17 protein-coding genes and 1 tRNA gene are annotated in these 24,430 nt (G+C 67.6%); 6 read left to right on the top strand and 12 right to left on the bottom strand.

The features are described from left to right. Positions 1-9 precede the first annotated feature (9 nt). From NX784_RS19020 to NX784_RS19005, 4 genes are all read right to left on the bottom strand, one after another. Positions 10-1,512, bottom strand: coding sequence for a tryptophan halogenase family protein (locus NX784_RS19020; RefSeq protein WP_258818264.1), 1,503 nt, complete (start codon positions 1,510-1,512; stop codon positions 10-12). Positions 1,513-1,612: 100 nt separating this feature from the next. Next, entirely contained in the window at positions 1,613-2,017 is a 405-nt protein-coding gene (locus NX784_RS19015; RefSeq protein WP_258818263.1) for a DUF8785 domain-containing protein, read from the bottom strand. An 84-nt stretch (positions 2,018-2,101) separates the two neighbouring features. Then, positions 2,102-2,677, bottom strand: a complete 576-nt coding sequence (locus NX784_RS19010; protein WP_258818262.1) for a TerD family protein — start codon at positions 2,675-2,677, stop codon at positions 2,102-2,104. Positions 2,678-2,712: 35 nt separating this feature from the next. Next, on the bottom strand, positions 2,713-3,753 hold the full coding sequence (locus NX784_RS19005) for a DUF475 domain-containing protein (RefSeq protein ID WP_258818261.1): 1,041 nt from the start codon (positions 3,751-3,753) through the stop codon (positions 2,713-2,715). 198 nt (positions 3,754-3,951) lie between these two features. Here NX784_RS19005 and NX784_RS19000 point away from each other — a divergent pair, with 198 nt between their 5' ends. From NX784_RS19000 to NX784_RS18990, 3 genes are all read left to right on the top strand, one after another. Continuing rightward, positions 3,952-4,371 (top strand): divergent PAP2 family protein, encoded by a 420-nt coding sequence (locus NX784_RS19000; protein ID WP_258818260.1) that lies wholly within the window; start codon positions 3,952-3,954, stop codon positions 4,369-4,371. Between the two features lie 227 nt (positions 4,372-4,598). Further along, on the top strand, positions 4,599-5,765 hold the full coding sequence (locus NX784_RS18995) for an efflux RND transporter periplasmic adaptor subunit (protein ID WP_258818259.1): 1,167 nt from the start codon (positions 4,599-4,601) through the stop codon (positions 5,763-5,765). A 15-nt stretch (positions 5,766-5,780) separates the two neighbouring features. After that, complete coding sequence (locus tag NX784_RS18990) at positions 5,781-8,981, top strand: efflux RND transporter permease subunit (RefSeq protein ID WP_258818258.1); 3,201 nt, start codon at positions 5,781-5,783, stop codon at positions 8,979-8,981. A 196-nt stretch (positions 8,982-9,177) separates the two neighbouring features. Here NX784_RS18990 and NX784_RS18985 read toward each other — a convergent pair whose 3' ends face one another. The 4 genes from NX784_RS18985 to NX784_RS18970 all read right to left on the bottom strand — a co-directional run bounded on the left by NX784_RS18985 (position 9,178) and on the right by NX784_RS18970 (position 13,064). Continuing rightward, positions 9,178-9,528: a hypothetical protein gene (locus tag NX784_RS18985; protein ID WP_258818257.1), complete on the bottom strand. Its 351-nt coding sequence runs from the start codon at positions 9,526-9,528 to the stop codon at positions 9,178-9,180. 231 nt (positions 9,529-9,759) lie between these two features. Then, entirely contained in the window at positions 9,760-10,737 is a 978-nt protein-coding gene (locus NX784_RS18980; RefSeq protein WP_258818256.1) for an NAD(P)H-hydrate dehydratase, read from the bottom strand. An 8-nt stretch (positions 10,738-10,745) separates the two neighbouring features. Continuing rightward, positions 10,746-11,510: a histidine phosphatase family protein gene (locus NX784_RS18975; protein ID WP_258818360.1), complete on the bottom strand. Its 765-nt coding sequence runs from the start codon at positions 11,508-11,510 to the stop codon at positions 10,746-10,748. Between the two features lie 153 nt (positions 11,511-11,663). Then, positions 11,664-13,064: an L-cystine transporter gene (locus tag NX784_RS18970; protein WP_258818255.1), complete on the bottom strand. Its 1,401-nt coding sequence runs from the start codon at positions 13,062-13,064 to the stop codon at positions 11,664-11,666. A 191-nt stretch (positions 13,065-13,255) separates the two neighbouring features. Here NX784_RS18970 and NX784_RS18965 point away from each other — a divergent pair, with 191 nt between their 5' ends. Together NX784_RS18965 and pbpC are read left to right on the top strand one after the other, a co-directional pair. Further along, positions 13,256-18,979, top strand: a complete 5,724-nt coding sequence (locus NX784_RS18965) for an alpha-2-macroglobulin family protein (protein ID WP_258818254.1) — start codon at positions 13,256-13,258, stop codon at positions 18,977-18,979. Next, positions 18,957-21,194 (top strand): penicillin-binding protein 1C, encoded by a 2,238-nt coding sequence (pbpC, locus tag NX784_RS18960; RefSeq protein WP_258818253.1) that lies wholly within the window; start codon positions 18,957-18,959, stop codon positions 21,192-21,194. The genes NX784_RS18965 and pbpC overlap by 23 nt, the downstream gene beginning before the upstream one ends. Here pbpC and NX784_RS18955 read toward each other — a convergent pair. Next, positions 21,104-22,084, bottom strand: coding sequence for a 5'-nucleotidase (locus NX784_RS18955; RefSeq protein WP_258818252.1), 981 nt, complete (start codon positions 22,082-22,084; stop codon positions 21,104-21,106). The two genes, pbpC and NX784_RS18955, sit on opposite strands and share 91 nt — an antisense overlap. A 151-nt stretch (positions 22,085-22,235) precedes the next feature. Here NX784_RS18955 and NX784_RS18950 point away from each other — a divergent pair, with 151 nt between their 5' ends. Then, entirely contained in the window at positions 22,236-22,799 is a 564-nt protein-coding gene (locus NX784_RS18950) for a lysozyme family protein (RefSeq protein WP_258818251.1), read from the top strand. 66 nt (positions 22,800-22,865) lie between these two features. Here NX784_RS18950 and NX784_RS18945 read toward each other — a convergent pair. The 3 genes from NX784_RS18945 to pal form a co-directional block, all read right to left on the bottom strand. After that, positions 22,866-22,941: transfer RNA gene (locus NX784_RS18945), tRNA-Lys, on the bottom strand. Between the two features lie 72 nt (positions 22,942-23,013). Continuing rightward, the gene (gene ybgF / locus NX784_RS18940) at positions 23,014-23,775 is read right to left on the bottom strand and encodes a tol-pal system protein YbgF (RefSeq protein ID WP_258818359.1); all 762 of its coding nucleotides are present in this window, start codon (positions 23,773-23,775) and stop codon (positions 23,014-23,016) included. A gap of 123 nt (positions 23,776-23,898) precedes the next feature. Further along, complete coding sequence (gene pal / locus NX784_RS18935; RefSeq protein ID WP_258818250.1) at positions 23,899-24,426, bottom strand: peptidoglycan-associated lipoprotein Pal; 528 nt, start codon at positions 24,424-24,426, stop codon at positions 23,899-23,901. Positions 24,427-24,430: the final 4 nt, after the last annotated feature.

Genomic DNA, 24,430 nt, shown 5'->3' with positions numbered 1-24,430 from the left:
ACGTTTTTTTTACGCCTTCGGGTTCGACGCCAAAAACGCCGCATGGTCCGGCATCTTCGCCGCCGCCTGCGCAATGAGATCGCGCAGCCCGGCGAAATGCCCGTGCAGCTGGCGGATGTCGACCTCGTCCACGAACGGGTCGTAGCGCTTCGGCTCGATGCCCAGGCCGACAAACATCGAGACGAACGAGGGCAGGCCGAAGCTGTCGCGGTCGCGGATCGTCACGCGGCCCGTCTCGCGGAACAGCTCGATCTGTTCCGCGAGCGTATCGGGGATCTTCATGTTCGCACAATGGCGCCAGAATTCGGTGTCGTCGCGCTTGGTCAGCTTGTAGTGCATGATGATGAAGTCGCGGATCGACTCGTAGCGGCTGTTGATGAGCCGATTGAACTCGTTCGCCAGTTCGGGACGGAACTCGCGGTCCGGAAACAGTTCGAGCAGCGTGCCGGTGGCCGTTTCGATCAGGCTGATGCTGGTCGATTCCAGCGGTTCGACGAAACCGGCCGACAGGCCGATGGCGACGACATTCTTGACCCACGATTTCTTGCGCTTGCCGGTCACGAAGCGCAGCTGTCGCGGCTCGTCCAGCGCTGCCCCGTCCAGCCCGTCGAGCAGGTCCTGGCGTGCTTGCTCATCCGTCGTGAACGCATTGCTGTACACGTGGCCGTTGCCCGTGCGGTGCTGCAGCGGGATGCGCCAGAGCCAGCCCGCCCCCTTCGCCGTCGAGCGCGTGTACGGCGTGAGCGGCGCCACGCGGGCGGACGGCACGGCGAGCGCGCTGTTGCAGGGCAGGTATTCGCTCCAGTCGTCGTACCCCGTCTTGAGCGCGCCTTCGATCAGCAGGGCGCGGAAGCCCGAGCAGTCGATGAACAGGTCGCCCCCGATCGCGCGGCCGTCGTCGAGGCGCACGGCCGTGACGAAGCCCGTCTCCGGATGCTGGTCCACGCCCGTGATCTTGCCTTCGATGCGCTGCGCGCCGCGCGCCATTGCGTAATCGCGCAGGTAGGCGGCGTACAGCCCGGCGTCGAACTGGTACCCGAACGTGAATGCGTCCGTGACCTGCGGTTGCGCGTCCGACGGCATCGCGAATTTGTTCGTGCGCGCCATCACGGACGCCATCGACCAGTTGTCCATGGCCGGCATCTGGTCGAACGTACGGGCCAGGCGCAACCAGTAATGGTGCGGCTGGATGCCGTTGAGCAGAGGTCCGAAGTCGCCGAAGCCGTGGAAGAAGCGGTTGCCGACGTGGCCCCAGTCCTTGAATTCGATGCCGAGCTTGAAGGTGGCCTGGGTCTTCTTGACGAAGTCCGCGTGGTCCAGCCCGAGGACGCTGTTGTAGAAGCGGATCGTGGGCAAGGTCGCTTCACCGACGCCGATGGTGCCGATCTCCGGCGATTCCACGAGCACGATCTCGCAGCGCCTGCCGAGCCGCTGGGCCAGCGGGGCCGCGGTCATCCAGCCTGCCGTGCCGCCCCCCACGATGACGATCTTGCGGATGGCATTCTGTTGCATGTTGTCTCCTGTTGTCTGTATGCATGCTCAGGAGAGTGTAGGACAGGGCGACTCAGGCGGCAACAAAAATGTTTGCGTCTAACATTTGTGTGGCAAGACGTCACATATTGCCGGGCGCCACCGGGTTCGTGCCGCCGACGACGGCCTTGTCGACGAAGTACTGCGTCTCGCCGAAGCACGAGGTCGGGATGCCGATGTGCTGTTCGTACGTCAGCTGCACCCGCTGGCCCATCGCGGCCTGCAACTGGCGCACGACGTTCTCGTCGCGCACGGTGAAGTTGAAGCGCTCGGGGATCGCACCCGGCATGCTCGACAGCAGGATCTCGCCTTCCCACGTCTTGCACAGCCAGCCCTTGCGCGACAGCTTCTGCAGATAGCCCGCCCGTTCGCCTTCCGAATACGACCAGTGCAGCACGACCCACGTGTACAGGGCGAACAGCGCCACGGCGGCGATGACGACGGCAACGAGGAGGGTGAAGGCGCGGCGCGGCAGGGTATTGGGCATGGTCGTGTGCGGTGGTTGAGGTCACGGACGTGACGAAGCGCGCCCATTCTGACATGAGCGCCCGGATTGTCAATCAGGCCAGACTTAAGCGTTCACGCCGAACGAACGGGCGAGGGGGCCGAGGCCGCCGTTATAGCCCTGGCCGACGGCGCGGAATTTCCACTCGTTGCCGTAGCGGTAGAGCTCGCCGAAGATCATCGCCGTCTCCGACGAGCCGTCTTCCGACAGGTCGTAGCGGGCGATCTCCCGTTCGCCGTCCGCGTTCAGGCAGCGGATGAAGGCGCGCCCGACCTGGCCGAAGTTCTGGCGGCGCTGGTCGGCCTCGTGGATGGTGACGGAGAACGCGATCTTCTCGATCTCGGGCGGCACGCGCGTGAGGTCGACGAGGATGCGCTCGTCGTCGCCTTCGCCCTGGCCCGTGCGGTTGTCGCCCGTGTGCTTGACGGCGCCGTCCGCGGACTGCAGGTTGTTGTAGAAGATGAAGTCGGCATCGCCGCGCACCTTGCCGTCGCCGCGCAGCAGGAAGGCGCTGCCGTCGAGGTCGAAGGTGGCGCCGTCGGTCGAGCGCGGATCCCAGCCGAGGCCGACGATGACCCGCTTGAGGTTCGGATCTTCCTTGGACAGGTTGACGTTGCCGCCTTTCTGCAAACTGATCGCCATCTTGCTTCCTTTCTGCTTTCGGTTGAGAGTTACGTTCAGGCCGCCGGTTCCAGCGCCGTGCGCTTCCTGTAGCGGATCGACGACCACAGCGACACCAGGATGAACGCCACGCCGGACAGGCCGGTGAACCATTCGGGAATCTCGTATTCGACGCTGGCGAACATGATCAGCGCGAGGATGCCGATCGCGTAGTGCGCGCCGTGCTCGAGGAAGACGAATTCGTCCAGCGTGCCCTTGTGCACGAGGAACACGGTCAGCGAGCGGACGAACATGGCGCCGATCGCGAGGCCCAGCATGATGATCACGACGTCGTTCGTGATCGCGAACGCGCCGATCACGCCGTCGAAGCTGAACGACGCGTCCAGCACTTCCAGGTACAAAAAGCCGCCGATGCTGCCCTGCGAGATCAGCTTGCCCACCGCCGGATCGGATTCTTCTTCCTCCAGCAGCCCGGAAAACCAGTCCACGCCCACGTACACGAGCACGCCGATGATGCCGGCAATCAGCACCGACAGCTTGCGCTCGGGCGGCACGAGACTCATGCAGCCGAACGCGGCGAGCAGCGCCAGCAGGATGGCGAGGCCTTCCGTGCCGTACTGGCCCACTTTTTCTTCGAGCCAGCCGAGCCAATGAAGTTCCTTTTCCTCGTCGAACAGGAAGTTGAGGAAGACCAGCAGCAGGAACGCGCCGCCGAACGCGGCCACTTCGGCGTGGCGCGACGTGAGGTTGCGGGCGTACTCGGCCGGGTTGGCGACCGCCATATGCCACACGTCGATGAGGCCCAGGCCCGTCGCCACCGATACGATCACCAGGGGGAACAGCAGGCGCATGCCGAACACGGCGACGACGATGCCGACCGTGAGGAACAGCTTTTGCCAGAACGGGTTCCAGTTGCGCAGCACGGTCGCGTTGACGACGGCGTTGTCGAACGACAGCGAGATCTCGAGCACCCCGAGCACGGCCGCGATCCACAGGCCCTGCAGCAGCCCCGCACTGCCGCCGTGGGCGAAGCCCCACCAGCCGGCCAGCGCCAGCAGGACGGCGGCGACCACGAACGACAACCTGAAATGTTGCATGCACTTCTCCCAAGACTCACCAAGGCGCCCGGCAGCGCCGAATTATTGACTGAAACACCACACCCGCGCATATTAACCGGTTCCCACGGCGGCGGGCGCAGCGGATGCCGTGTGGCGCCGGTGTTGGGTCAGCATGAAATTGCTCACGCAACATGGCATCTGCGATAATGCCCGCCGTCTTCGTCGAATGGATTTCACATGGATGTCTCTTACCTGGTCACCCCCTTGCTGACCTGGCTCGTGGTCGGCCCGATCAAATTCCTCATCAACAGTGCGCGCCAGCGGCGCTGGGCGTTCAACCTGGTCGGCAACGGCGGCTTCCCCAGCAACCACAGCGCCACCGTCACGAGCATGGCCACGTTGATCGCGCTGCGCGAGGGCATCGGCCACCCGGCGTTCGGCGTGGCCGTCACCTTGTGCTTCATCGTGATGATCGACGCCAACAGCCTGCGCCAGCACGTGGGGCGCCAGGCCGCCGCGATCAACCGCCTGGCTGAGGGCACGACCGGCCACAAGACCCTGCGCGAGCGGATGGGCCACACGCTGGTCGAGATCGGCGGCGGTATCGTCACCGGCATCCTGATGGGCAACCTCGTGTACCACCTGTTCTCCAGGTAACTCTGCACAGTGGGCGGACGTCCGCCCCCCGTCCGCCTGTCCGTTTTGTCGTGCAATTCATACTCGGCCAAACGCATTTCATCCCGCCTATCTGCAGTTCATCCCACCAAAACCGCGCTTTGCCGAACCGTCAATTGACGGTCAGGACAGGGTCATTGATACTGCCCGCTGGCCTTTTCCATTCTTATTTTTACAGGTAGCGAGTCCATCCTCGGGGGAACAAAAAAATGTTGCGCAAAACTATAATTTTCCTTGCCATTGCTTCTGCACTGACTGCGTGCGGAAAACATGACAAGGACCCTGCCAAGCCGGGCGCCACCACGGCACAGGCGGACGGCAAACAGAAGGATGGCAAGGCCGTCCAGCTGCTCGTCGCGCCCGAGGATGTATTGACCGTGCAGAGCAGCGAACTGGCGAACGGCCCCGTGATCACGGGCTCGATCCAGCCGGAACGCAAGGCCGATCTGCGCGCGGAAGTGTCCGCCGTCGTGCTGCAGGTGCTGAAGGAAAACGGCGATCCGGTCAAGAAAGGTGACGTGCTCGTCAAGCTCGACGAGACGTCGATCCGCGACAGCCTGATGTCGGCCCAGGAAGCCCAGCGCGCCGCCACGCAGGCGCTCGAGCAGTCGCAGCGCGCCCTCGAGCGCCTGAAGACCTTGCGCGCCTCGGGCATGACGTCGGCCCAGGCGCTCGACGATGCGGAAGTGCGCCGCAACTCCGCGCAGAGCGAATTGTCGGCCGCGCGCGCGCGCGTCGTGGCCGCCCAGCAGCAGGTCACCCGCACGCTCGTGCGTGCGCCGTTCGACGGCATCGTGTCGGACCGCAAGGTGTCGCCGGGCGACACCGCGGCGATCGGCAAGGAATTGCTGAAGGTGATCGATCCGTCGAGCATGCGCTTCGAAGGCCGTGTGTCGGCCGACAAGATCGCCGCCGTCAAGGTCGGCCAGCCCGTCATGTTCCGCGTGAACGGCTACGGCGAACAGAAATTCAGCGGCATCGTCAAGCGCATCGACCCCGCCGCGAACGACGTCACGCGCCAGGTGGAGGTGCTCGTCGGCTTCGCGGGCGAAAGCCGTCCGCGCGTGGCCGGCCTGTATGCCGAAGGCCATATCGACGCCGAGCTGTCCGACGCGCTGATGCTGCCGGAGTCCGCGCTCGTGCGTGACGGTGACAAGACGTATGCATGGAAGGTCAAGGGCAACACGCTGGCCAAGGCCGACCTGGCGATGGGCCAGCGCGACCCTCGCTCGGGCGGCTTCGAAGTGAAGGGCGGCGTGGCCGCCGGCGACACCGTGCTGCGCCATCCGAACTCGAGCCTGAAGGACGGGCAGAAGGTCGAGATGACGGCAGCGCGGGTGGCGAGCGCCGCCAGCAATCCGGCGCCGGCCAAATAATCTGGGGAATCCGACATGTTCCTGTCCAATTTCAGTGTCAAGAAACCCATCGCGACGCTCGTGCTCGTCATCGGCATGATGTGCATGGGCCTGCTCGCGCTGTCCAAGCTGCGCGTGAACCAGAACCCGGACGTCGAGATCCCGATCATCGTGGTCACGATTCCGTACCCGGGCGCGTCGCCGGAGACGAGCGAGCGCGAACTGCTCGAACGCCTCGAAAAGCCGATGCAGGCGATTACCGGCGTCACAGAGATCAACTCGTACGCGAACGAAGGCAGCGCGACGATCGTGCTGCAGTTCGACTTCAAGCGCAACCTGATCGAAGCGTCCGACGACGTGCGTAACGCGATCGCCGGCGTGCGCTACAAGCTGCCGGTCGAGATGCGCGAACCCGTGTTGCGGCGCGTGGACCCGTCGGCCCAGCCGATCATGAATCTCGCCCTGTCGTCCAGCACGCTGAGCCATGCCGAGATCTCGCGCCTCGCCGAGGACAAATTGGCCGACCGCCTGCGCGCCGTCGACGGCGTCGCCAACGTGCAGGTCAACGGTTCGCTGAAGCGCGAACTGTCCGTGCTGCTGCACGCGCAAAAGCTGCGCGAGTACAACGTCTCGGTCAGCGATGTGACGAACGCGCTGTCGCGCCAGAACACGAATGCGCCGGTCGGCAAGGTGCGCAGCGAACTGGACGAGAAGGGCATCCGTCTCGTCGGCCGCATCGAGCATCCGGAAGACTTTTCGCAGATCGTCGTCAAGCGCAACGGCGACACGATCGTGCGCCTGAACCAGGTGGCGGACGTGAAGGACGGCTTCGCCGACATCGAAAGCTATTCGATGCGCAGCGGCCGCTCGAACGTCGGCATCTCGATCGTCCGCTCGCGTGAAGCGTCCACCGTCGGCATCGCCAAGAAGGTCCGGGCGATGGTCGAGGACATCAACAAGGAACTGCCGCAGGGCACCAAGCTGGATGTGACGCGCGACGGCGGCGACGAGGCGCAGCGCAGCCTGAACAACGTGATCGAATCGCTCGTGTTCGGCGCCGTGCTGACCATCTTCGTCGTGTACGCGTTCCTGAATTCCTGGCGCTCCACCCTGATCACGGCGCTGTCGCTGCCGACGTCCGTGCTGGCCGCGTTCATCGCCGTGTGGCTGTGCGGCTTCACGTTGAACTTCATGACCCTGCTGGGCCTGTCGCTGGCCATCGGCGTGCTGATCGACGACGCCATCGTGGTGCGGGAAAACATCGTGCGCCACATGGAAAACGGCGCCGACCGCCGCACGGCCGCGCTGGAAGGCACGGCCGAGATCGGCATGGCCGTCGCGTCGACGACGTTCTCCATCATGGCCGTGTTCATCCCGGTCGCGTTCATGCCGGGCATTTCCGGCGAATGGTTCCGGCCGTTCGCGCTGACCGTCGCGTGCTCCGTGATCGTGTCGCTGTTCATCTCGTTCACGCTCGACCCGATGCTGTCGGCCTACTGGGGCGACCCGCCGGGCCACCACCATGCACCGAAGCGCGGCATCGAGAAATACCTGGCGAAGTTCAACGTCTGGTTCGACCACCAGGCCAACCGCTACGGCCACGTGATCGCCTGGGCGCTGCACCACCGCCGCTGGATGACCCTGATCGCCGTCGCCAGCTTCGTCGGCGCGCTCGCCCTGCACATGGGCTTCGGCGGCTCCGCGTTCCTGCCCAAGATGGACGCGGGCCAGATCGCCATCGAAGTGCGCACGCCGGCGTCGTCGTCGGTGGGCTATGCCAAGATGAAGATGGAAGAGGCGGCCGCCATCGCACGCACCCTGCCGGAAACGAAGGAGACGAACAGCTCGATCACGTCGGCCGGCGGCCGCATTTACGTCGACATCGGCAAGCGCGGCCAGCGCCACCGCACGGCCGCCGAGATCGCCGTCGAGCTGCGCGGCAAGATCGCGCGCCTCGTCGGTGCCGAGTACACGGTCACGGACGACTTGAACGGCAACGGCAAGCCCGTGCAGATCGAGTTCACGGGCCCCGATTCGCGCAAGCTGATGGAGCTGACGAACGCCTACATGGACAAGCTGCGCCAGGTGCGGGGCGCCGTCGACGTCACCTTGTCGCAGCAGGATCCGAAGGACGAGCTGCAGATCGAGCTCGACCGTGGCCTCGCGAACATGATGGGCATCTCGGTCGGCGACGCCGCCAGCGCGCTGCGCGTCGCGTTCGCCGGCATCGAAGTGGGCGACTGGGTCGACCCGACGGGCGAGACCCGCGACGTCGCAGTCCGCCTGGCACCGGAAGACCGCGTGGGCGCCGAGAACATCGAGCGCCTGCCGATCGCCGTGAACGGCACCAACACGATGGTCCCGCTCGACCAGATCGCGAAGATCACGATGGGCAAAGGTCCGTCGGCGATCGAGCACAAGGACGGCAAGCGCGTCATCACCGTGTCGGCCAACGTCGAGGGCCGCTCGAACGGCGAAGTCACGGACGAGGCCATGAAGCTGGCCAAGTCGATGGACTTCCCGCCGGGCTACGGCCTGTCGCTGGGCGGCGCCGGCAAGGACCAGGCCGAGGTGTTCACGCAGATGACGATCGCGCTCGTCTCCGGCATCGGCCTGATGTACCTGATCCTCGTGATGCAGTTCGGCTCGTTCACGGCGCCGCTGTCCGTGATGCTGTCGCTGCCGCTGTCGCTGATCGGCGTCGTCCTCGCGCTGATCCTCACGCACGGCACGCTGAACCTGATGAGCTTCATCGGCATCATCATGCTGATGGGCCTCGTGGCGAAGAACGCGATCCTGCTGCTGGACGCCGCCCGTACCCGCGAGGCGGAAGGCATGGATCGCGAGGAAGCGCTGATGGCCGCCGGCCGCGCCCGCCTGCGGCCGATCCTGATGACGACGTTCGCGCTGATCGCGGGCATGTTCCCGGTCGCGCTCGCGCTGGGCGATTCGGGCCAGTTCTACCAGCCATTGGCAATCGCGATCATCGGCGGCACGATCACGTCGACGATGCTCACCTTGCTGGTCGTCCCGACGTTCTACGACAGCATCGAGATCGCGCGCGACCGGATGGTGGCGAAGTTCCACCGCCGCGCCGTCCGCTACACGGCGGTGCCGGCATTCGTGATGACCTTCATCGAGGCGATCCTCACGCTGGTGCTCGTGCGCCTCGTGTACCGCACGATCGTGAAGGTCGGCCGCTTCGCACTGGGCCGCGGCCGTCCGGCAACGGCGTGACACGTTGCCGGCCGCGGCCGGCAAGCAAGAACAAGGGTCTGCACGTGCAGGCCCTTGTTCGTTGCGGTGCCCACCCTACCGGTCTCGGTGCCGGAACGACGACCGCACGGTCTTGCGGTGCCATGATGCCAGCGCGGTGGCAGGCCGCGCCGGCGCAAAGGGCCGTCTGCGACCCTTTGCCGCTGCGCCATGGCGATCAGTGGCCCGTCGTGTTCGTGCCCGTGGTGCCGGTACCGGTGGTGCCGGTGCCCGTCGCGCCGGTGCCCGTATCACCCGTCGTGCCCGTTGTGCCCGTGCTGCCGTTCATCGTGCCCGTGGTGCCCGTTGCGCCGGTGCCCGTGGTGTCGCCCGTCGTGCCGGTGGCGCCCGTGGTGCCGGTGGCGGTCGAGCCGCTGGTGCCGCTCGTGCCCGAGCTGCTGGTCGGCGCGGTGGCCGACGTTTCACCCGTACCCGTCGTGCTGGTGGGTTCCGTTTTCTTGCAGGCGGCCAGGCTTGCCATCAAGGCCGCAGCCAACAGGACTTTCGATGCGTTGTTAAGAGCTTTCATTTGAATGACTCCTCGTTCACGTCTATGGTGTGCCGCCGTCTCCGGGTAATGCGCCGGAGGTCGGCGACGGCTTAGGGTTCCCGATGGACCTGCAGGCCCAAGCGTGAACCATCGGGGAACCGACGCAATACGCGGCCCCGGTGGAGTACGAATCCGACTGTGACGATTAGACTGGCATCGGGCCGGCCGGTTCGTCGGATTGCGCTCCTTCTCTTGATACGGACCGGACCATCATCGTCCAGTCCTCAGCCCACCGGCGACATGGCCGGATGGTCGTGGCGGCGCGCCGGCATCCGTGCCGGCGGCCTGTTCGAGCAGCGAGGGAATGTCGTCGCACAATTCCCGCGCCAGGTAACCCAGTTTTCCGAAGCGTTCGGCCAGCCTCTCGCCCGCGCGCGCATGCAGCGCGACACCCCAGGCGGCGGCCTGCGCAAGCTGCGCACCACGCGCCGCGAGCCCCGCGATGACGCCCGCGAGCACGTCGCCGGAGCCTGACGTGGCGAGCCCCACGTTGCCGCCTTCGTGCTGCCACTCTTCGCCGTCCGGCGCCGCGATGACGGTGCGCGCGCCTTTCAGCGCGACGACGGCGTTCCAGCGCTGCGCCGCGTCCAGCGCGTGGCGGTCGGGCGCCGCGCAGACGTCGTCCTTTGCGATGCCCGTCAGGTGCGCCATCTCGCCCGCATGGGGCGTCAGCAGCACGGGCACGGCGAAGCGGAACGGGGGATCGCCGGCGGGCGGATGCAGCACGGCGCCCATTGCCTCGGCGTCCAGTAACACCTTTGTGTCGGTGCCGTCCAGGCGGGGCAGCAGCGCGTGCACGAGGCGGGCCGTCGCGGCCTCGTCCTGCATGCCGGGCCCGATCAGGATGGCGCTGATCTTGTCGGCCAGCGGATCGAGCGCGGCCACGGCCTCGACGGTGAAGCCGCCCGCGTCGTTTTCCGCGAGGCCCAGCACGCGCGATTCGGGGATCGCCAGCGCGACCAGCTGCGCCACGCTGCGTCCCGTCGCGATCGTCAGCTTGCCCGCGCCCGCGCGCAGCGCGGCGGTGGCGGCGAGGATCACGGCGCCCGGCATTTCGCGCGAGCCGCCCAGCACGAGGACGTGGCCGCGGCCCTCCTTGTCGGCGTCGTTCGACGGCACGGGCAGCGGCCAGGCGCGCAGCAGGCTCGTGTCGACGTCGCGCGGGCGGGCAGGGGTGTGCTGCGGCATGGAGGACCTCAGGCCTTGGCGGCGGTGGGCTGGTCTTTGGCGACCGTGACGGGCGTGCCGCTGTCTTCCAGCGGCGCGACGAAATTGATCAACCGCACGGCCAGCTTGCCGCGCTTGCCCAATGTGGGGTCGAACGCGTACGACGTGACGGAGCAGTTCGGCACGTCGCCGGCGCGGTCCTGCTCGAGGATCGTCGCCTCGTCCATCCGTTCCACCAGGTAGCGGAAGCAGTTGACGATGACCTGGTGCGCGACGATCAGCACGCGTTCGCGCGGGTACTCGCGCGTGAGCGTGTCGAGGACGCTGCGCAGGCGCAGGATGACGTCGCACCAGCTCTCGCCGCCGGGCGGACGGAAGTAGAACTTGCCGACGTGGTGGCGTTGTTCATGCAGCTCGGGATATTTCTCGGCGATGCCGCGCACGGTCAGGCGGTCGAGGATGCCGAACTCCTTTTCGCGCAGGCGTTCGTCGGCATGCACGGCCAGCAGCTCGTCGCGGTTCAGGCGCTGCATCAGGATGTCGGCCGTCTGCGCTGCGCGCAAATATGGCGAATGCAGCACGACGTTCGGCTGGCCGTCGGGCGGCAAGGCGGCGAACCAGTCCGACAGCGCCTGCGACTGGCGCCGGCCCAGGTCGGACAAGGGGACGTCGACGTCGCGTTCGGCAATGTCGATGCTGAGGCCGGCGGCTGCCTCGGCGGCATCACGGGCGACGTTGCCCGCGCTTTGTCCATGCCTGACGAGCCAGATCTCTTGAGGCCACTTCTGATCCATCATCCGACCGTTTGTGATTTTGACATGACGAGATCATAGACGGATTCGGCGGGCTTTCCGCGCACGATTCCGGACGAAAACGTACGTTAAAACTCGGTGTAGGCACGGTCTTACGCGGGCGCCTGCCGCCGTCTTACGCGACCATTCGGGGCGTCACGCCACCTGTTCCTCGCTGTCGAGGTTCGCGTCCGCATCACTGTCGAATACGCGCATGTCGGTCTGGCCCAGCACGCGGCTGGCGAACGTGCCGGCCGTGATGGAGCCGCTGACGTTCAGCGCCGTGCGGCCCATGTCGATCAGGGGTTCGATGGAAATCAGCAGGCCCGCCAGCGCGACCGGCAGGTTCAGCGCCGACAGCACGATCAGGGCGGCGAACGTGGCGCCGCCGCCAACGCCGGCCACGCCGACGGACCCGATCGTCACGATGCCGACGAGCGGCAGCAGGAAGCCGCTCGTGAACGGATCGATGCCGACGGTCGGCGCGATCATCACGGCGAGCATCGCGGGATAGATGCCGGCGCAGCCGTTCTGGCCCATCATCGAGCCGAACGACGCGGCGAAGTTGGCGATGCCTTCCGGCGTGCCGAGGCGCGCCGTCTGCGTCTGCACGCTCATCGGGATGGAGCCGGCCGACGTGCGCGACGTGAACGCGAACGCCAGCACGGGGAAGATCTTCTTCACGTAGCGGCCCGGGTTCAGGCCGACGGCCGCGATGATCACCAGGTGCACGCCGAACATCAGGATCAGTGCGCTGTACGAGGCCATCACGAAGCCGATCAGGTTCACGATGTCGTGCAGGCTGGAACTCGCCAGCACCTGCGTGATGAGGGCGAACACGCCGAACGGCGTCAGGCGCAGCACGAGCGTCACCATGCGCATCACGATCACGTGGGCGACGTGGACGAACTCGCTGAATTTTTCGAACACGTCCGGCTTCTTGGCGGCGATGCCCGTGGCAGACACTCCCATGAAAATCGAGAACAGCACGACGGCGATCGTCGACGTCTTGCGCGCGCCCGTCATGTCGAGGAACGGGTTCTCCGGGATGAACGACAGGATCAATGTCGGCAGCGACACGTCCTGCGCCGTCGCCAGCTTCCCTTCGAGGTAGTGGCCCCGCGCGACCTCGGCCGCGCTCGACGTGAGGCCGACGGCGGACAGGCCGTACAGCTTGGCCATCAGGATGCCGATGGTGGCCGCGATCGCGGTCGTGACCATCAAGGTGCCGATCGTCAGCAGGCTGATCTTGCCCAGCGACGACGCATCGCGCAGCTTCAGGATGGCCTGGATGATCGAGACCATGATCAGCGGCATGATGATCATCTGCAGGAGTTTCACGTAACCCGTGCCGACGATGTCGAGGTAGGCGTTCGTCTGCGCGATGACGGGCGCGCCCGTGCCGTAGAACGCCTGGAACGCGGCGCCGAGCACGATGCCGAGGCCGAGGCCCGTGAACACGCGCTTCGTGAAGGACAGGTGCCGTTGCTGCATCGTGTACAGCACGCCGCAGCCGGCGAGGGCGATCGCCAGGTTCAGGATCAGGGGGAGACTCATGGTGTCCTCGTTCGTGACCCGCACGCCTTATATGCGTGCAGGAAATATAAGATCCGCATTTTATATCCAATCATGCCGGGTTGCATGATGGTCATCCGGGACCGGGTGTTGCAAAAGTTTAATGTTGTTGACACTGCAATCCGACTTTGCAACACTCATCCGTCATCCTGACGCCCCTTGCCGGAGATACCATGGCTGTCCTGCGCCGCGTGCTGTGCCTCGTGTTGTTGTGCTTCTGGTCGGGCGCGTGGGCGCAGACCACCGTCACCGGATTCACGCCCGACGGGCAGGTGCGGCGCGTGCGCCAGGCCGTGGCGCGGTTCTCGCAGCCGATGGTCGCGTTCGGCGACTTGCGCGCGCCGGCGCCGTTCGACGTCGACTGCCCCGTGCCGGGCAGCGGCCGCTGGGTCGACGCGCAGACGTGGAGCTACGACTTCGAGCGCGACCTGCCGGGCGCCATCGCATGCCGCTTCACCCTGAAGACCGACGTGCGCGACCTCGCCGGCCAGCCGGTCGCGGGACGGCACACATTCGACGTCACCACGGGCGGCCCCGCCATCGTGGGCTCGTTGCCGCGCGAAGGCGCGGAGCACATCGACTCGCAGCAGGCGTTCGCGCTCGCGCTGGCCGCCGGTGCCGATGCGGACAGCATCCGCAAGCACGCCTGGTGCCGTGCCGACGGCATCGGCGAAAAGATCGGCATCACCTTGCTGCAGGGTGACGCGCGCCTGCAGGTGTTGCAGAACGACCGCTGGTTCGCCGCCCGCGTGGTGGCCGAGGACAAGGGTGAACAGGAATCGTGGTCGTACACGGACGCGCGTCTGCGCGCGGACGAGAAGGCCGGGCGCCTGCGCCGGATCGTCGTCGTGCAATGCCAGCGTACGTTGCCGGCGGACGCGGAGGTGGCGCTCGTGTGGGGCGCCGGCGTGGCCGCGCCGAACGGCGTCGCGACCGCCGAGGACCAGACGCTGTCGTTCAAGACCCGCCCCGATTTCACGGCGCGCTTCAACTGCGACAAGGTCAACGCGCGCTCCCAGTGCATTCCGTTCCTGCCGATGCGCGTGACGTTCAGCGCGCCCGTGCGCGCGACCGACGCGGCGCAGGTCTATCTTGAAGGTCCCGGTGGCAAGCGCTGGCCGGCGCGCGTCGAGAAGGACGGCGATGGTCCGGCCGACCTCGTCAACGCGGTCGGCATCCCGGGGCCGTTCCCGGAACAGGCGCGCTTCACCTTGCACGTGCCGGCCGGCCTGCACGACGATGCGGGCCGCCCGCTCGTCAACGCGGGACGTTTCCCGCTGGCCGTGCGCACGGGCGAGCAGCCGCCGCTCGTCAAGTTCGCTGCGCCGTTCGGCATCATCGAGGCGCGCGGCGACCGCTTGCTGCCCGTCACCGTGCGCAACGTGGAGGCGCAGATGGCCGGCCGCATGCACACGAACGGCACGGCGCTGCGCCTGGACGCGAGCCGCACGGCCGACGTACTGGCATGGCTGCGCAAGGTGGCGGGCCCGCACGGCGGCCTGAATCCCAGCCAGCCCGAAGGCGAGCAGCTGAAGGCGTCGATCTTCAAGGGGACGAAGGCGGAGTCGCTGCAGCGCTTCACGTTGCCGAAGCCGCACGGCAGGCGCGCGTTCGAAGTGATCGGCATCCCGCTGCGCGAACCCGGCTTCTACGCGGTGGAGCTGGAAAGCCCGCGGCTGGGCGCGGCGCTGAACGCGAAGGGCCGCACGGCCTACGTGCGCAGCGCAGCCCTCGTCACGAACCTGGCCGCGCACTTCAAGCTGGGCGCGCAATCGTCGCTCGTGTGGGTGACGTCGCTCGACAAGGGCCAGCCCGTCGCGGGCGCGCGCGTGGAAGTGCGCGATTGCGCGGCGCGCCTGCTGTGGCGCGGCACGAGCGATGCGGCCGGCGTGGCGCGCATCCGCCAGGCGCTGCCGCATTCCCGCTGCGAAGAGGGCGAGGTCTATGTCGTGACGGCCGCGCGCGGCGACGACTTCACGTTCACCCTGTCCACCTGGCAGCAGGGCATCGAGGCCTGGCGCTTCCACCTGCCCACGGGACAACGCGACGAGGACAGCCGCATCGTCGCCACCGTGTTCGACCGCACCCTGCTGCGCGCCGGCGAGACGGTGCACATGAAGCACTACCTGCGCCGCCGCACGACGCAAGGCTTCGCGTTCGTGCGCGCGAAGGATCCGGCACCGCCGGACGTGCGTGACTGGCGTACTCGCGAACTCGGCACGGACAAGACGGCGCTGCCCGCGCGCGGCTTCCTCGTCCACGAGGGCAGCGGCGAAAAGGTGGAATTCCCGCTGCATTGGGACGCGAACGGCAGCGCGCAAGGCGAGTGGGCGATCCCGGCGGAGGCGAAGCTCGGCACGTACGACGTGCTGATCGGCGGCCAGGACGCGGGTCAGTTCCGCGTCGAGCAATTCCGCGTGCCGACGATGAAAGCGCAGCTGGCCGGGCCGAAGCAGCCCGCGGTGGCGCCGCAGTCCGTCACGCTCGACGCGCAGGTGAGCTATTTGTCGGGCGGCCCGGCGGGGCTCGCGCCCGTGAAGGTGAGCAGCGTCGTGCAGGACTCGGGCGTGCAGTTCGCCGGCTATGACGAATTTGCGCTGGGCGCGGGCGACGTGCGTGAGGGTGTCGTGAACCAAAGCGGCGAGGATGCGGACGAGGGTGAGGAAGCGGAAGGCACGCCGGGCCAGGAGGTCGCGCGCACGCAGTCGCTGCAGCTGGACCGTGCGGGCGGCGCGCGCATCGTCGTCGACAAGCTGCCGGCGATCGAGCGTCCGAAAAACCTGGTGGCCGAGATGTCGTACCAGGACGCCAACGGCGAGACGCTGACCGTGTCCACGCAGGTGCCGCTGTGGCCGTCGGCGTACGTCGTCGGGATCAAGCCCGACGGCTGGCTGCTGAACCGCGACGCGCTGAAATTCCACGTCGTCGTGCTGGACGTGACGGGCAAGCCCGTGGCAAACGTGCCGGTGACGGTCGACCTCCTGAAGCGCATGACGTATTCGCACCGGCGCCGCCTCGTCGGCGGCTTTTACGCGTACGAGAACAGCAGCGAGATCAAGCGCGTGGGCGACGCGTGCAGCGGCACGACGGACGAACGGGGCCTGCTGCTGTGCGACACGAAGGCACCCGTCGACGGCGACCTGATCCTGCGCGCCCGTGCGACGGATCCGCAGCAGCGCGTGGCCGCGACGCACCGCGAAGTGTATGTGGCGGGCGACGAAGACCAATGGTTCGCGACGGCGGACCACGACCGCATCGACCTGCTGCCCGCGCAGAAGCGCTACGAGCCGGGCGAGGAGGCGCGCTTCCAGGTACGCAGCCCATTCCGGCGCGCGACCGTGCTCGTGACCGTGGAGCGCGAAGGCATCCTCGACACGTATGTGCGGCACTTGTCGGGCCGCGACCAGACGATCTCGATTCCCGTGAAAGCGAGCTATGCGCCGAACGTGTTCGTGTCGGCCCTCGTCGTGCGCGGCCGCGTGACGGGCGTGCAGCCGACGGCGCTCGTGGACCTCGGCAAGCCCGCCTATAAACTCGGAATCGCGCCGATCCGCGTGGGCTGGCGCGGCCACGAGCTGAAGGTCGACGTCGCGGCCGACAAGCCCGTGTACAAGGTGCGCGAGCAGGCGCACGTCGCGATCCGCGTGCGCGGCCCGGACGGCGCGCGGCCCGCCGCCGGCACGGAAGTCGCCGTGGCCGCCGTCGACGCGGGCCTCCTGGAACTGATGCCCAACACGAGCTGGGACCTGCTCGAGACGATGATGCGCGAGCGCACCCTGCAGGTGGAGACGTCGACGGCGCAGATGCAGGTGGTAGGCAAGCGCCACTTCGGCCGCAAGGCGTTCCCGCACGGCGGCGGTGGCGGCCGCGGTGCCGGACGCGAACTGTTCGAGACGCTGCTGCTGTGGAAGGGCAAGGTCGTCCTCGACGCGAACGGCGAGGCGCACGTCGACGTGCCGCTGAACGATTCGCTCACGTCGTTCCGCATCGTCGCCGTGGCAAACAGCGGCGCCGGCATGTTCGGCACGGGCGCGACGGACATCCGCACGACGCAAGACCTGATGGTGGTCGCGGGCCTGCCGCCGCAGGTGCGCGAGGGCGACCGGCTGCGCGCCGGCTTCACGGTGCGCAACGCGTCCGACCACCGGCTTGCCGTGCGCCTCGATGCGGCCGTCGCGGCGGATGCCGGCAAGGCGCAGGCGCTGCCCCGCCAGGACATCGCGCTGGAACCGGGCGAAGCGCGCGAGATCGGCTGGGACTACACGGTGCCCGTCGGCGTGGGCAAGCTGCAGTGGGACGTCGCGGCCGCCGGCGACGGCGCGGGCGACCGCATGCGCGTGACGCAGCAGGTGAGCGCCGCCGTCCCCGTGCGCACCTTGCAGGCGACGCTCGTGCAGGTCGACGGCACGCAGACGATGCCCATCGAGCGGCCGAAGGATGCGCTGCCGGGCCGCGGCGGCATCCGCACGACGTTGCTGGCGCGCCTGGGCGGCGAGCTGCCCGGCGTGCACGACTACATGGCGGCGTATCCCTATTCCTGCTTCGAGCAGCGCACGTCGCGTGCCGTCGCGCTGCAGGACCGCGCGATGTGGGACAAGGTCGTGGCCACGTTGCCGGCGCACCTGGACAGCGATGGCCTCGTCAAGTATTTCGCGCCGATGGACGAGGGCAGCGACGTGCTCACGGCCTACGTGCTGTCCGTGACGAACGAAGCGGGCTACGCGATTCCCGACGAGCTGCGCGGCCGCATGGAAGCGGGCCTCGCCGGGTTCGTCGAAGGGAAGGTCGTGCGCGGCAATCCGCGCGCCGCGGGCGAGCTCGCGGTGCGCAAGCTGGCCGCGCTGGAGGCGCTGTCGCGCGACACGACGGTGCAGCCGGCCATGCTGGACTCGATCGACATCCGGCCGAACCTGTGGCCCACGTCGGCCGTCATCGACTGGTACCTGATCCTGAAGCGTACGCACGACCTGCCGCGGCGCGACGAACGGCTGGCCGAGGCCACGCAGGTGCTGCGCGCGCGCCTGAACCTGCAGGGCACGACCATGGGCTTTTCGACGGAGCGCGCGGACGGCTGGTGGTGGCTCATGACGTCCGCCGACGTCAACGCCAACCGCCTGCTGCTGGCGACCTTGGACGACCCGGCATGGAAGATCGACGCGGGCCGCCTCGCGCGCGGCACGCTGGGACGCCAGCACCACGGCCACTGGGACACGACGACGGCCAATGCGTGGGGCGTCGTCGCGCTGAAGCGGTTTTCCGAGACCTACGAGCGCGAACCGGTGACGGGCAACGCGAACATCGTGACGACGGGCGCGGACGGCAAGCCCGTCAGCTGGACGGGGCCCGTGCCCGCGACGGTGCTCCAGGGATGGCCGCAGGGCCCGGGGACGCTCACGTTGCGCCAGCTCGGCGGCGGCAAGCCGTGGGCGACCGTGCAGAGCCTCGCGGCCGTGCCCCTCGCGGCGCCGCTGTCGTCCGGCTACCGCATCGCGCGCACCGTCACGCCCGTCGAGCAAAAGACGAAGGGCGCGTGGTCGCGTGGCGACGTCTACCGCGTGCACCTCGACATCGATGCGCAGTCCGACATGACGTGGGTCGTCGTCGACGATCCGATCCCGGCCGGCGCCAGCGTGCTCGGTTCGGGCCTGGGCCGCGATGCGCGCATCGCGACGGCCGGCGAACGCCGCACCGGCTGGACGTGGCCCGCGTTCGAGGAGCGCACGCACGCCGGTTACCGCGCGTACTACGAATGGGTGCCGAAGGGCCGCTTCACCGTCGAATACACGGTGCGGCTGAACAACGAGGGCCACTTCTCGCTGCCGTCCACGCGCGTGGAAGCCATGTATGCGCCGGAGATGTTCGGCGAGGTGCCGAATGCCGGTGTCGTCGTGCAGTGAGGCCGGCGTGAAGGCGAGGGCTGCGTGGTTGCTGCTGCTGGTCGCGGTCCCGCTGTGGGCCGCCGTGCCCACGCCGCAGGACGTCAAGTCGGCGTGGCGCTCGTCGGACGCCACTTTGCTGGACCGCCATGGCGAGACGATCGCCGCGGTGCGCGTCGACATGGCAGGCCGGCGCACGCCGTGGGTGGCGCTGGACGACATCTCGCCGACCGTCGGCCGCGCGGTGCTGCAGGCGGAAGACCAGCGCTTCATGGAACACGGCGGCATCGACTTCCAGGCCATCGGCAAGGCCGCGTGGGACAACCTGTTCGGCGCCACCGGCACGCGCACGCGCGGCGCGTCCACGATCACGATGCAGCTCGCGGGCCTGCTCGACCCGAAGCTGGCGCCCCGATCGGCCGGCCGCACGTGGGTACGCAAATGGGACCAGGCGCTGGCGGCGCGCGAGCTGGAAGCGGGATGGAGCAAGCGCCAGATCCTCGAAGCCTATCTGAACCTGGCCAGCTACCGTGGCGAGCTGCAAGGCATCGGCGCCGCCGCGCGCGGGTTGTTCGGCAAGGCGCCGTCCGGACTCGACGCGGGCGAGGCCGCGATCCTCGCGAGCCTGCTGCGCGCGCCCACGGCGGCGCCCGCGCTCGTCGCGCGGCGCGCGTGCGCACTCGCGCGCGAGCTCGATCCACGCACGGATTGCGGGACCATCGAATGGGAAGTCGACGCCGCGTTCGCGCGCGCGGCGCCGCCGTCATCTGCGCCCGTTGCGGCGACCACGGGCACGACGCCGCAACTGGCGCGCCGGTTGGGCGGCGGCCCGGGCAGCGTCGTGCGCAGCACCCTCGACGCGGGCCTGCAGCGCTTCGCCGCCGCCGCGCTGCATCGCCGCCTGGCCGAACTGGCCGAGCGCAACGTGGGGGACGGCGCCGTCGTCGTCATCGACAATGCGAGCGGCGAGGTGCTGGCCTACGTCGCGAACGGCGGTGCGGGCGAGGTCGACGGCGTGACGTCGCTGCGCCAGGCCGGCTCCACGTTGAAGCCGTTCCTGTACGAGCTGGTGCTGGAACGGGGCCAGTTGACGGCCGCGTCGCTGCTGGACGACACGCCGGTCGACATCCCGACCGTCGGCGGCCTGTACGTGCCGCAGAACTACGACCATCAATACCGCGACGCCGCCAGCGTGCGCACGAGTCTCGCGGGCTCGCTCAACGTCCCCGCCGTGCGCACGTTGATGCTGGCGGGGCTCGAGCGCTTCCACGAGCGCCTGCGCTTGCTGGGCATCACGAGCCTCACGGAAGCGCCCGAGTTCTACGGCTGGTCGCTGGCGCTCGGCTCGGGCGACGTCAGCCTGCTGGAACTGGCGAACGCCTACCGCACGCTGGCGAATGGCGGCCTGCAGGACGGCGTGACGTTCGTGCCGCGCGCCACCTCCGCCAAGCGGCGCGTGCTGGATGCGCGCGCGACCTTCATCGTGGCCGACATCCTGTCCGACCGCGCTGCGCGCAGCACGACGTTCGGCCTGTCGAACGAGCTGGCGACGGGCTTCTGGAGCGCCGTCAAGACGGGCACCAGCAAGGACATGCGCGACAACTGGTGCGTGGGTTTCTCGGACCGCTACACGGTCGGCGTGTGGGTGGGGAATTTCGATGGGCGCTCGATGTGGGACGTGTCCGGTGTGTCCGGCGCCGCCCCGCTGTGGCGCGACGTGATGGACTACCTGCACCGCGACCGCCCCAGCCGCGCGCCGGCCGCGCCGGCTGGCCTCGTGCGCCAGACGGTGCGTTTCGTGCCCGCCATCGAGCCGGAGCGCGCCGAGTGGTTCGTGCGCGGCACGGAGACTGCCGTCGTGGAGCTGCTGGCGCCCGCAAAGCGCACGCCGCGGATCGCGTATCCCGCCGCGGACAGTGTCATCGCCCTCGACCCGGACATCCCGGCGCCGCTGCAGCGCATGACGTTCCGTGCGTACGGCGGCGCGGACCTGCATTGGGAGCTGGACGGCACGAATATGGGGCCGGCCGACGTCGCCGCCACGTGGGCGCCGCAGCCGGGCAAACACGAATTGAAGCTGGTGGGGAGCGATGGCCGGGCGGTCGCCGCCGTCCCCTTCGAGGTGCGCGGGGCGGACGGCTCCGGTCAGCCCGCCTCGACTTTTTCCACGAGCAGCGGCGGGTCGGCGGACAAGTCGAGCGGCAGCGGTGTGAACAGCGGCGAATCGGAGCGGTAGGGCACCCGCCCCGACGGGACGTGGCGCGCCGCGGGGTCGAGGTGCAGGTCCTGGTCGTCGAAGAACAGGTGGGCGCGGAATGCCTTGACGATCTTCGACTTCGCCACGCCGCCGAGGGAGAAGATCTCGTTCACGTACACGCCCCAGTGGCGCAAGGTGTTGATGACTCGCATCTCGGCCGGCGCGCTGCGCGCCGTGATGATGGCGATGCGCACGGGCGACACGTCCGCGCCGAACGGCAGCCGCTGCTGCAGGCGCGCCAGTTTGCGCAGCAGGATCGCGTACGGGCCGTCGTTCGTCGGCTCGTTCTGCTTTTCGTCCGTCTTGACCACGAGCGCGCTGGATTCGTCGAACAGCACGGCGTCGCCGTCGAACGCGATGCGCACCTGGTCGTCCGGCGGCGCCTCGGCCGCATGCGGCGGCGGTTTCAGGACGGCTGCGGCACACGCCTGCGCGTCGATCACGCGCTGGGCGTCTTCGACGTTGGTCGTCAGGAACAGGTCGACGTCGAACGCGTCCAGGTAGTCGACGACGGATTCGCCCCCGGTGAACGCATGGCGCGCGATCGACAGGCCGCGCGAACGGATGTTGTTGAAGACGCGCACGCCCGTTTCCGGACTGTTGCGCGACATGACGACGACGTCGACGAGCGGCTTCGCGTCGGACTCGGCGTAGCGGTTGAGGCCGAGCAGGGCGCGCACGAGCGCCATGCCGGTGCCGTCGCGCAGCGGCTCGCTTTCGCGTTCGAGCATGCAGGCGCGGTATTCCTCCAACGCGCTCAGGGGATTCTTGGCGTACCTGGCTTTGTAGACGGCGTCGGCTTCCGCCAGGTCGAACAGGGCAGTGGCGGAGATGCCGACGACGAGGGTGTCGGAGAGATCGAGGGGCATGGCGCGGGTTCCTTGGTTGCGGGACAGGAGCATTTCAATCGGAAATTATCGAGCGGTGGACCCATGGAACACTTGAGTCGAAGCAATCAAAGCTCGCCTCCCGCTGAGCGTGCGCAAACCGAGCATGCAAGACGGATAGCACGATAGGGTCGTGACGACGAAGGAGGGCGATATGGCCGACCGGACTGTTCCACAGCAAAGCAGCGCCTTGGCGTGCCCGGCCCCGGTCGCGCGCCTGCGCGAGATCCACCGGCTCGTACACGACAACAACCGCTCGGGCCTGCCGGACTCGGTCATCGTCTGCCAGATCTATATGGAGTCGCGCTTCGATGCCTGCGCCCAGCCCGCGGGCAGCAGCGCGCGCGGGCTGATGCAGGTGCTGAAGGTGGCGAACCGCGAGCTGTTCCGGCTCGATAACCTGTGCAAGCCGCCCGCCGAGCGCTGCACCGAGCCCGCGCTGTACGCCGCCGCCGACGCGTTCCACGACAGCCCCGCCTTCATCGACGAGGCGACGAACATCCGGACGGGCACGCGCTATCTGCAAGTGCTGATCGACCGGGCGCGGCGCGAGAAGCGGCCGGACCCCGTCGCGGAGGCGTACATGGATTATCGCGGTGTGCGCAACGGAATTTACTACCGCAAGATCCGCGCGGCGGCGGAGCGGTTGGCGCGCGACCCGGACGACATCGAGGCGCTCCAGGCAATGACGGCTTGAGCGGACGATAAAAACAAAAAAGGCGTCACGATCACTCGTCACGCCTTGCTTGCTGCTGCTGAATTCTGGTAGGCCGTGCTGGGCTCGAACCAGCGACCAACGGATTAAAAGTCCGCTGCTCTACCAACTGAGCTAACGACCCGAAAGAAGCAAGATTATAGGGGGGAACCGCGACCGTGTCAAACGGTCACGGTGCAATACGGACACGCGCGGCTTACTTCAGCGCGGCCAGGCGGTCTTTCGCGGCTTGCGCGGCGGCCGAGTCCGGGTACTTCGAGACGAGGTGCTGCAAGGCCTTCTTGGCGTTCTTCTTGTCCTTCAGTTCCGTGTAGCTGGACGCGATGTTGAGCATGGCGTCCGGCGCCTTCGCGCTGGTGCCGTAGTTGGCGACGACGGCTTCCTGCGCGGCGATTGCGTTCTTGTAGTCGCGCTGCGCGTAATAGGCGTTGCCGAGCCAGTACTGCGCGTTGGCCGCGTACGCGGAGTCGGGGAAGCGGCGGACGAAGTCCTGCAGCGCGGTGGCGGCCGTCTTGTAGTCGCCCGACTTGAACAGGTCCATCGCGGCGTCGTACGTCTTCTTTTCGCTCGGCAGCACTTCGGCCGTCTGACCGTCGATCGTTTCCTGGCGCGGCTCGAGCTTCTTGATGCGGGCGTCGAGGTCGGCGTACAGGTCCTTCTGGTTCTTTTGCGCGTTGGCGATCTCGTTGGCGAGGACTTCGATCTGGCCGCGCAGGCGCGAAATCTCCTGCATGGTCTGCTCGTGCTGGTTCAGCATGTCGACACCGATCGATTTGTCGGCCTTCGTGTCCATGCGGGCGTTCAGGTCTTGTGTCAAAGCGGCGACCTTGGCGCGCAAGTCCAGGATCGCCTTGCGTGCCTCGTCGTCGTCGAGCAGGCCGGCGTGCGCCTGCAGGGGCAGCCAGGCGGTCAGGGCGAGGGCGATGGCGGCGCGGCGGAACTGGGACAGTTTGATCATCATGACTTTTTCTAGACCTATGAAAACTTACAAATCCAAATGGAAACGGGGCGGGATGCAGTCTGCACCGCATCCCGCCCCGCTGTCAACGTACTGTCCTCGACAGCGGCGACAGCGTCCCGATTATTGGTAGACGATGTCGGCGCGGCGGTTTTCAGCCCAGGCAGCTTCGTCGTGGCCGGTGGCCTTCGGCTTTTCCTTGCCCAGCGAGACAGCTTCCATCTGGTTGTCCGACACGCCCAGGGCAGCCATCGACTTGCGCACGGCTTCGGCACGCTTCTGGCCCAGGGCCAGGTTGTACTCGGTGCCGCCGCGTTCGTCGGTGTTACCTTGGATCAGGACCTTGCGCTGCTTGTTCTTGGTCAGGTAGGCCGAGTGGTTCTCGACGACTGCCTTGCCATCGTCGCGCACGGCGTAGCTGTCGAAGTCGAAGTACACGCTGCGGTTCGCCAGGACGCCTTTCGGGTCGTTCAGCGGATCGACGTTGCCGGTTTCGACCGGACGGATTTCACGGGTGTCGGCCTGCGGCGTCGGGGCTTGTGCGACCGGCTTTTCTTCGACTTTCGGGGCTTCCTGCAGCTTGGTCGACGAGCATGCCGACAGCAGGGCGGCGGCGGCAACGATGAACGCTACACTTTTTACATTACGCATGGTT

It is taken from the genome of Massilia pinisoli, assembly GCF_024753285.1.
Classification (GTDB): domain Bacteria; phylum Pseudomonadota; class Gammaproteobacteria; order Burkholderiales; family Burkholderiaceae_D; genus Telluria; species Telluria pinisoli.
Note: the sequence above shows the minus strand (reverse complement) of the source record. Positions and strands in the feature narration are given on the sequence as shown.

What these genes read in the sequence shown, in the direction of transcription:
- NX784_RS19020 (WP_258818264.1), bottom strand. Translation starts at nt 1,512, where the DNA reads ATGCAACAGAATGCCATCCGCAAGATCGTCATCGTGGGGGGCGGCACG.
- NX784_RS19015 (WP_258818263.1), bottom strand. Translation starts at nt 2,017, where the DNA reads ATGCCCAATACCCTGCCGCGCCGCGCCTTCACCCTCCTCGTTGCCGTC.
- NX784_RS19010 (WP_258818262.1), bottom strand. Translation starts at nt 2,677, where the DNA reads ATGGCGATCAGTTTGCAGAAAGGCGGCAACGTCAACCTGTCCAAGGAA.
- NX784_RS19005 (WP_258818261.1), bottom strand. Translation starts at nt 3,753, where the DNA reads ATGCAACATTTCAGGTTGTCGTTCGTGGTCGCCGCCGTCCTGCTGGCG.
- NX784_RS19000 (WP_258818260.1), top strand. Translation starts at nt 3,952, where the DNA reads ATGGATGTCTCTTACCTGGTCACCCCCTTGCTGACCTGGCTCGTGGTC.
- NX784_RS18995 (WP_258818259.1), top strand. Translation starts at nt 4,599, where the DNA reads ATGTTGCGCAAAACTATAATTTTCCTTGCCATTGCTTCTGCACTGACT.
- NX784_RS18990 (WP_258818258.1), top strand. Translation starts at nt 5,781, where the DNA reads ATGTTCCTGTCCAATTTCAGTGTCAAGAAACCCATCGCGACGCTCGTG.
- NX784_RS18985 (WP_258818257.1), bottom strand. Translation starts at nt 9,528, where the DNA reads ATGAAAGCTCTTAACAACGCATCGAAAGTCCTGTTGGCTGCGGCCTTG.
- NX784_RS18980 (WP_258818256.1), bottom strand. Translation starts at nt 10,737, where the DNA reads ATGCCGCAGCACACCCCTGCCCGCCCGCGCGACGTCGACACGAGCCTG.
- NX784_RS18975 (WP_258818360.1), bottom strand. Translation starts at nt 11,510, where the DNA reads ATGGATCAGAAGTGGCCTCAAGAGATCTGGCTCGTCAGGCATGGACAA.
- NX784_RS18970 (WP_258818255.1), bottom strand. Translation starts at nt 13,064, where the DNA reads ATGAGTCTCCCCCTGATCCTGAACCTGGCGATCGCCCTCGCCGGCTGC.
- NX784_RS18965 (WP_258818254.1), top strand. Translation starts at nt 13,256, where the DNA reads ATGGCTGTCCTGCGCCGCGTGCTGTGCCTCGTGTTGTTGTGCTTCTGG.
- pbpC (WP_258818253.1), top strand. Translation starts at nt 18,957, where the DNA reads ATGCCGGTGTCGTCGTGCAGTGAGGCCGGCGTGAAGGCGAGGGCTGCG.
- NX784_RS18955 (WP_258818252.1), bottom strand. Translation starts at nt 22,084, where the DNA reads ATGCCCCTCGATCTCTCCGACACCCTCGTCGTCGGCATCTCCGCCACT.
- ybgF (WP_258818359.1), bottom strand. Translation starts at nt 23,775, where the DNA reads ATGATCAAACTGTCCCAGTTCCGCCGCGCCGCCATCGCCCTCGCCCTG.
- pal (WP_258818250.1), bottom strand. Translation starts at nt 24,426, where the DNA reads ATGCGTAATGTAAAAAGTGTAGCGTTCATCGTTGCCGCCGCCGCCCTG.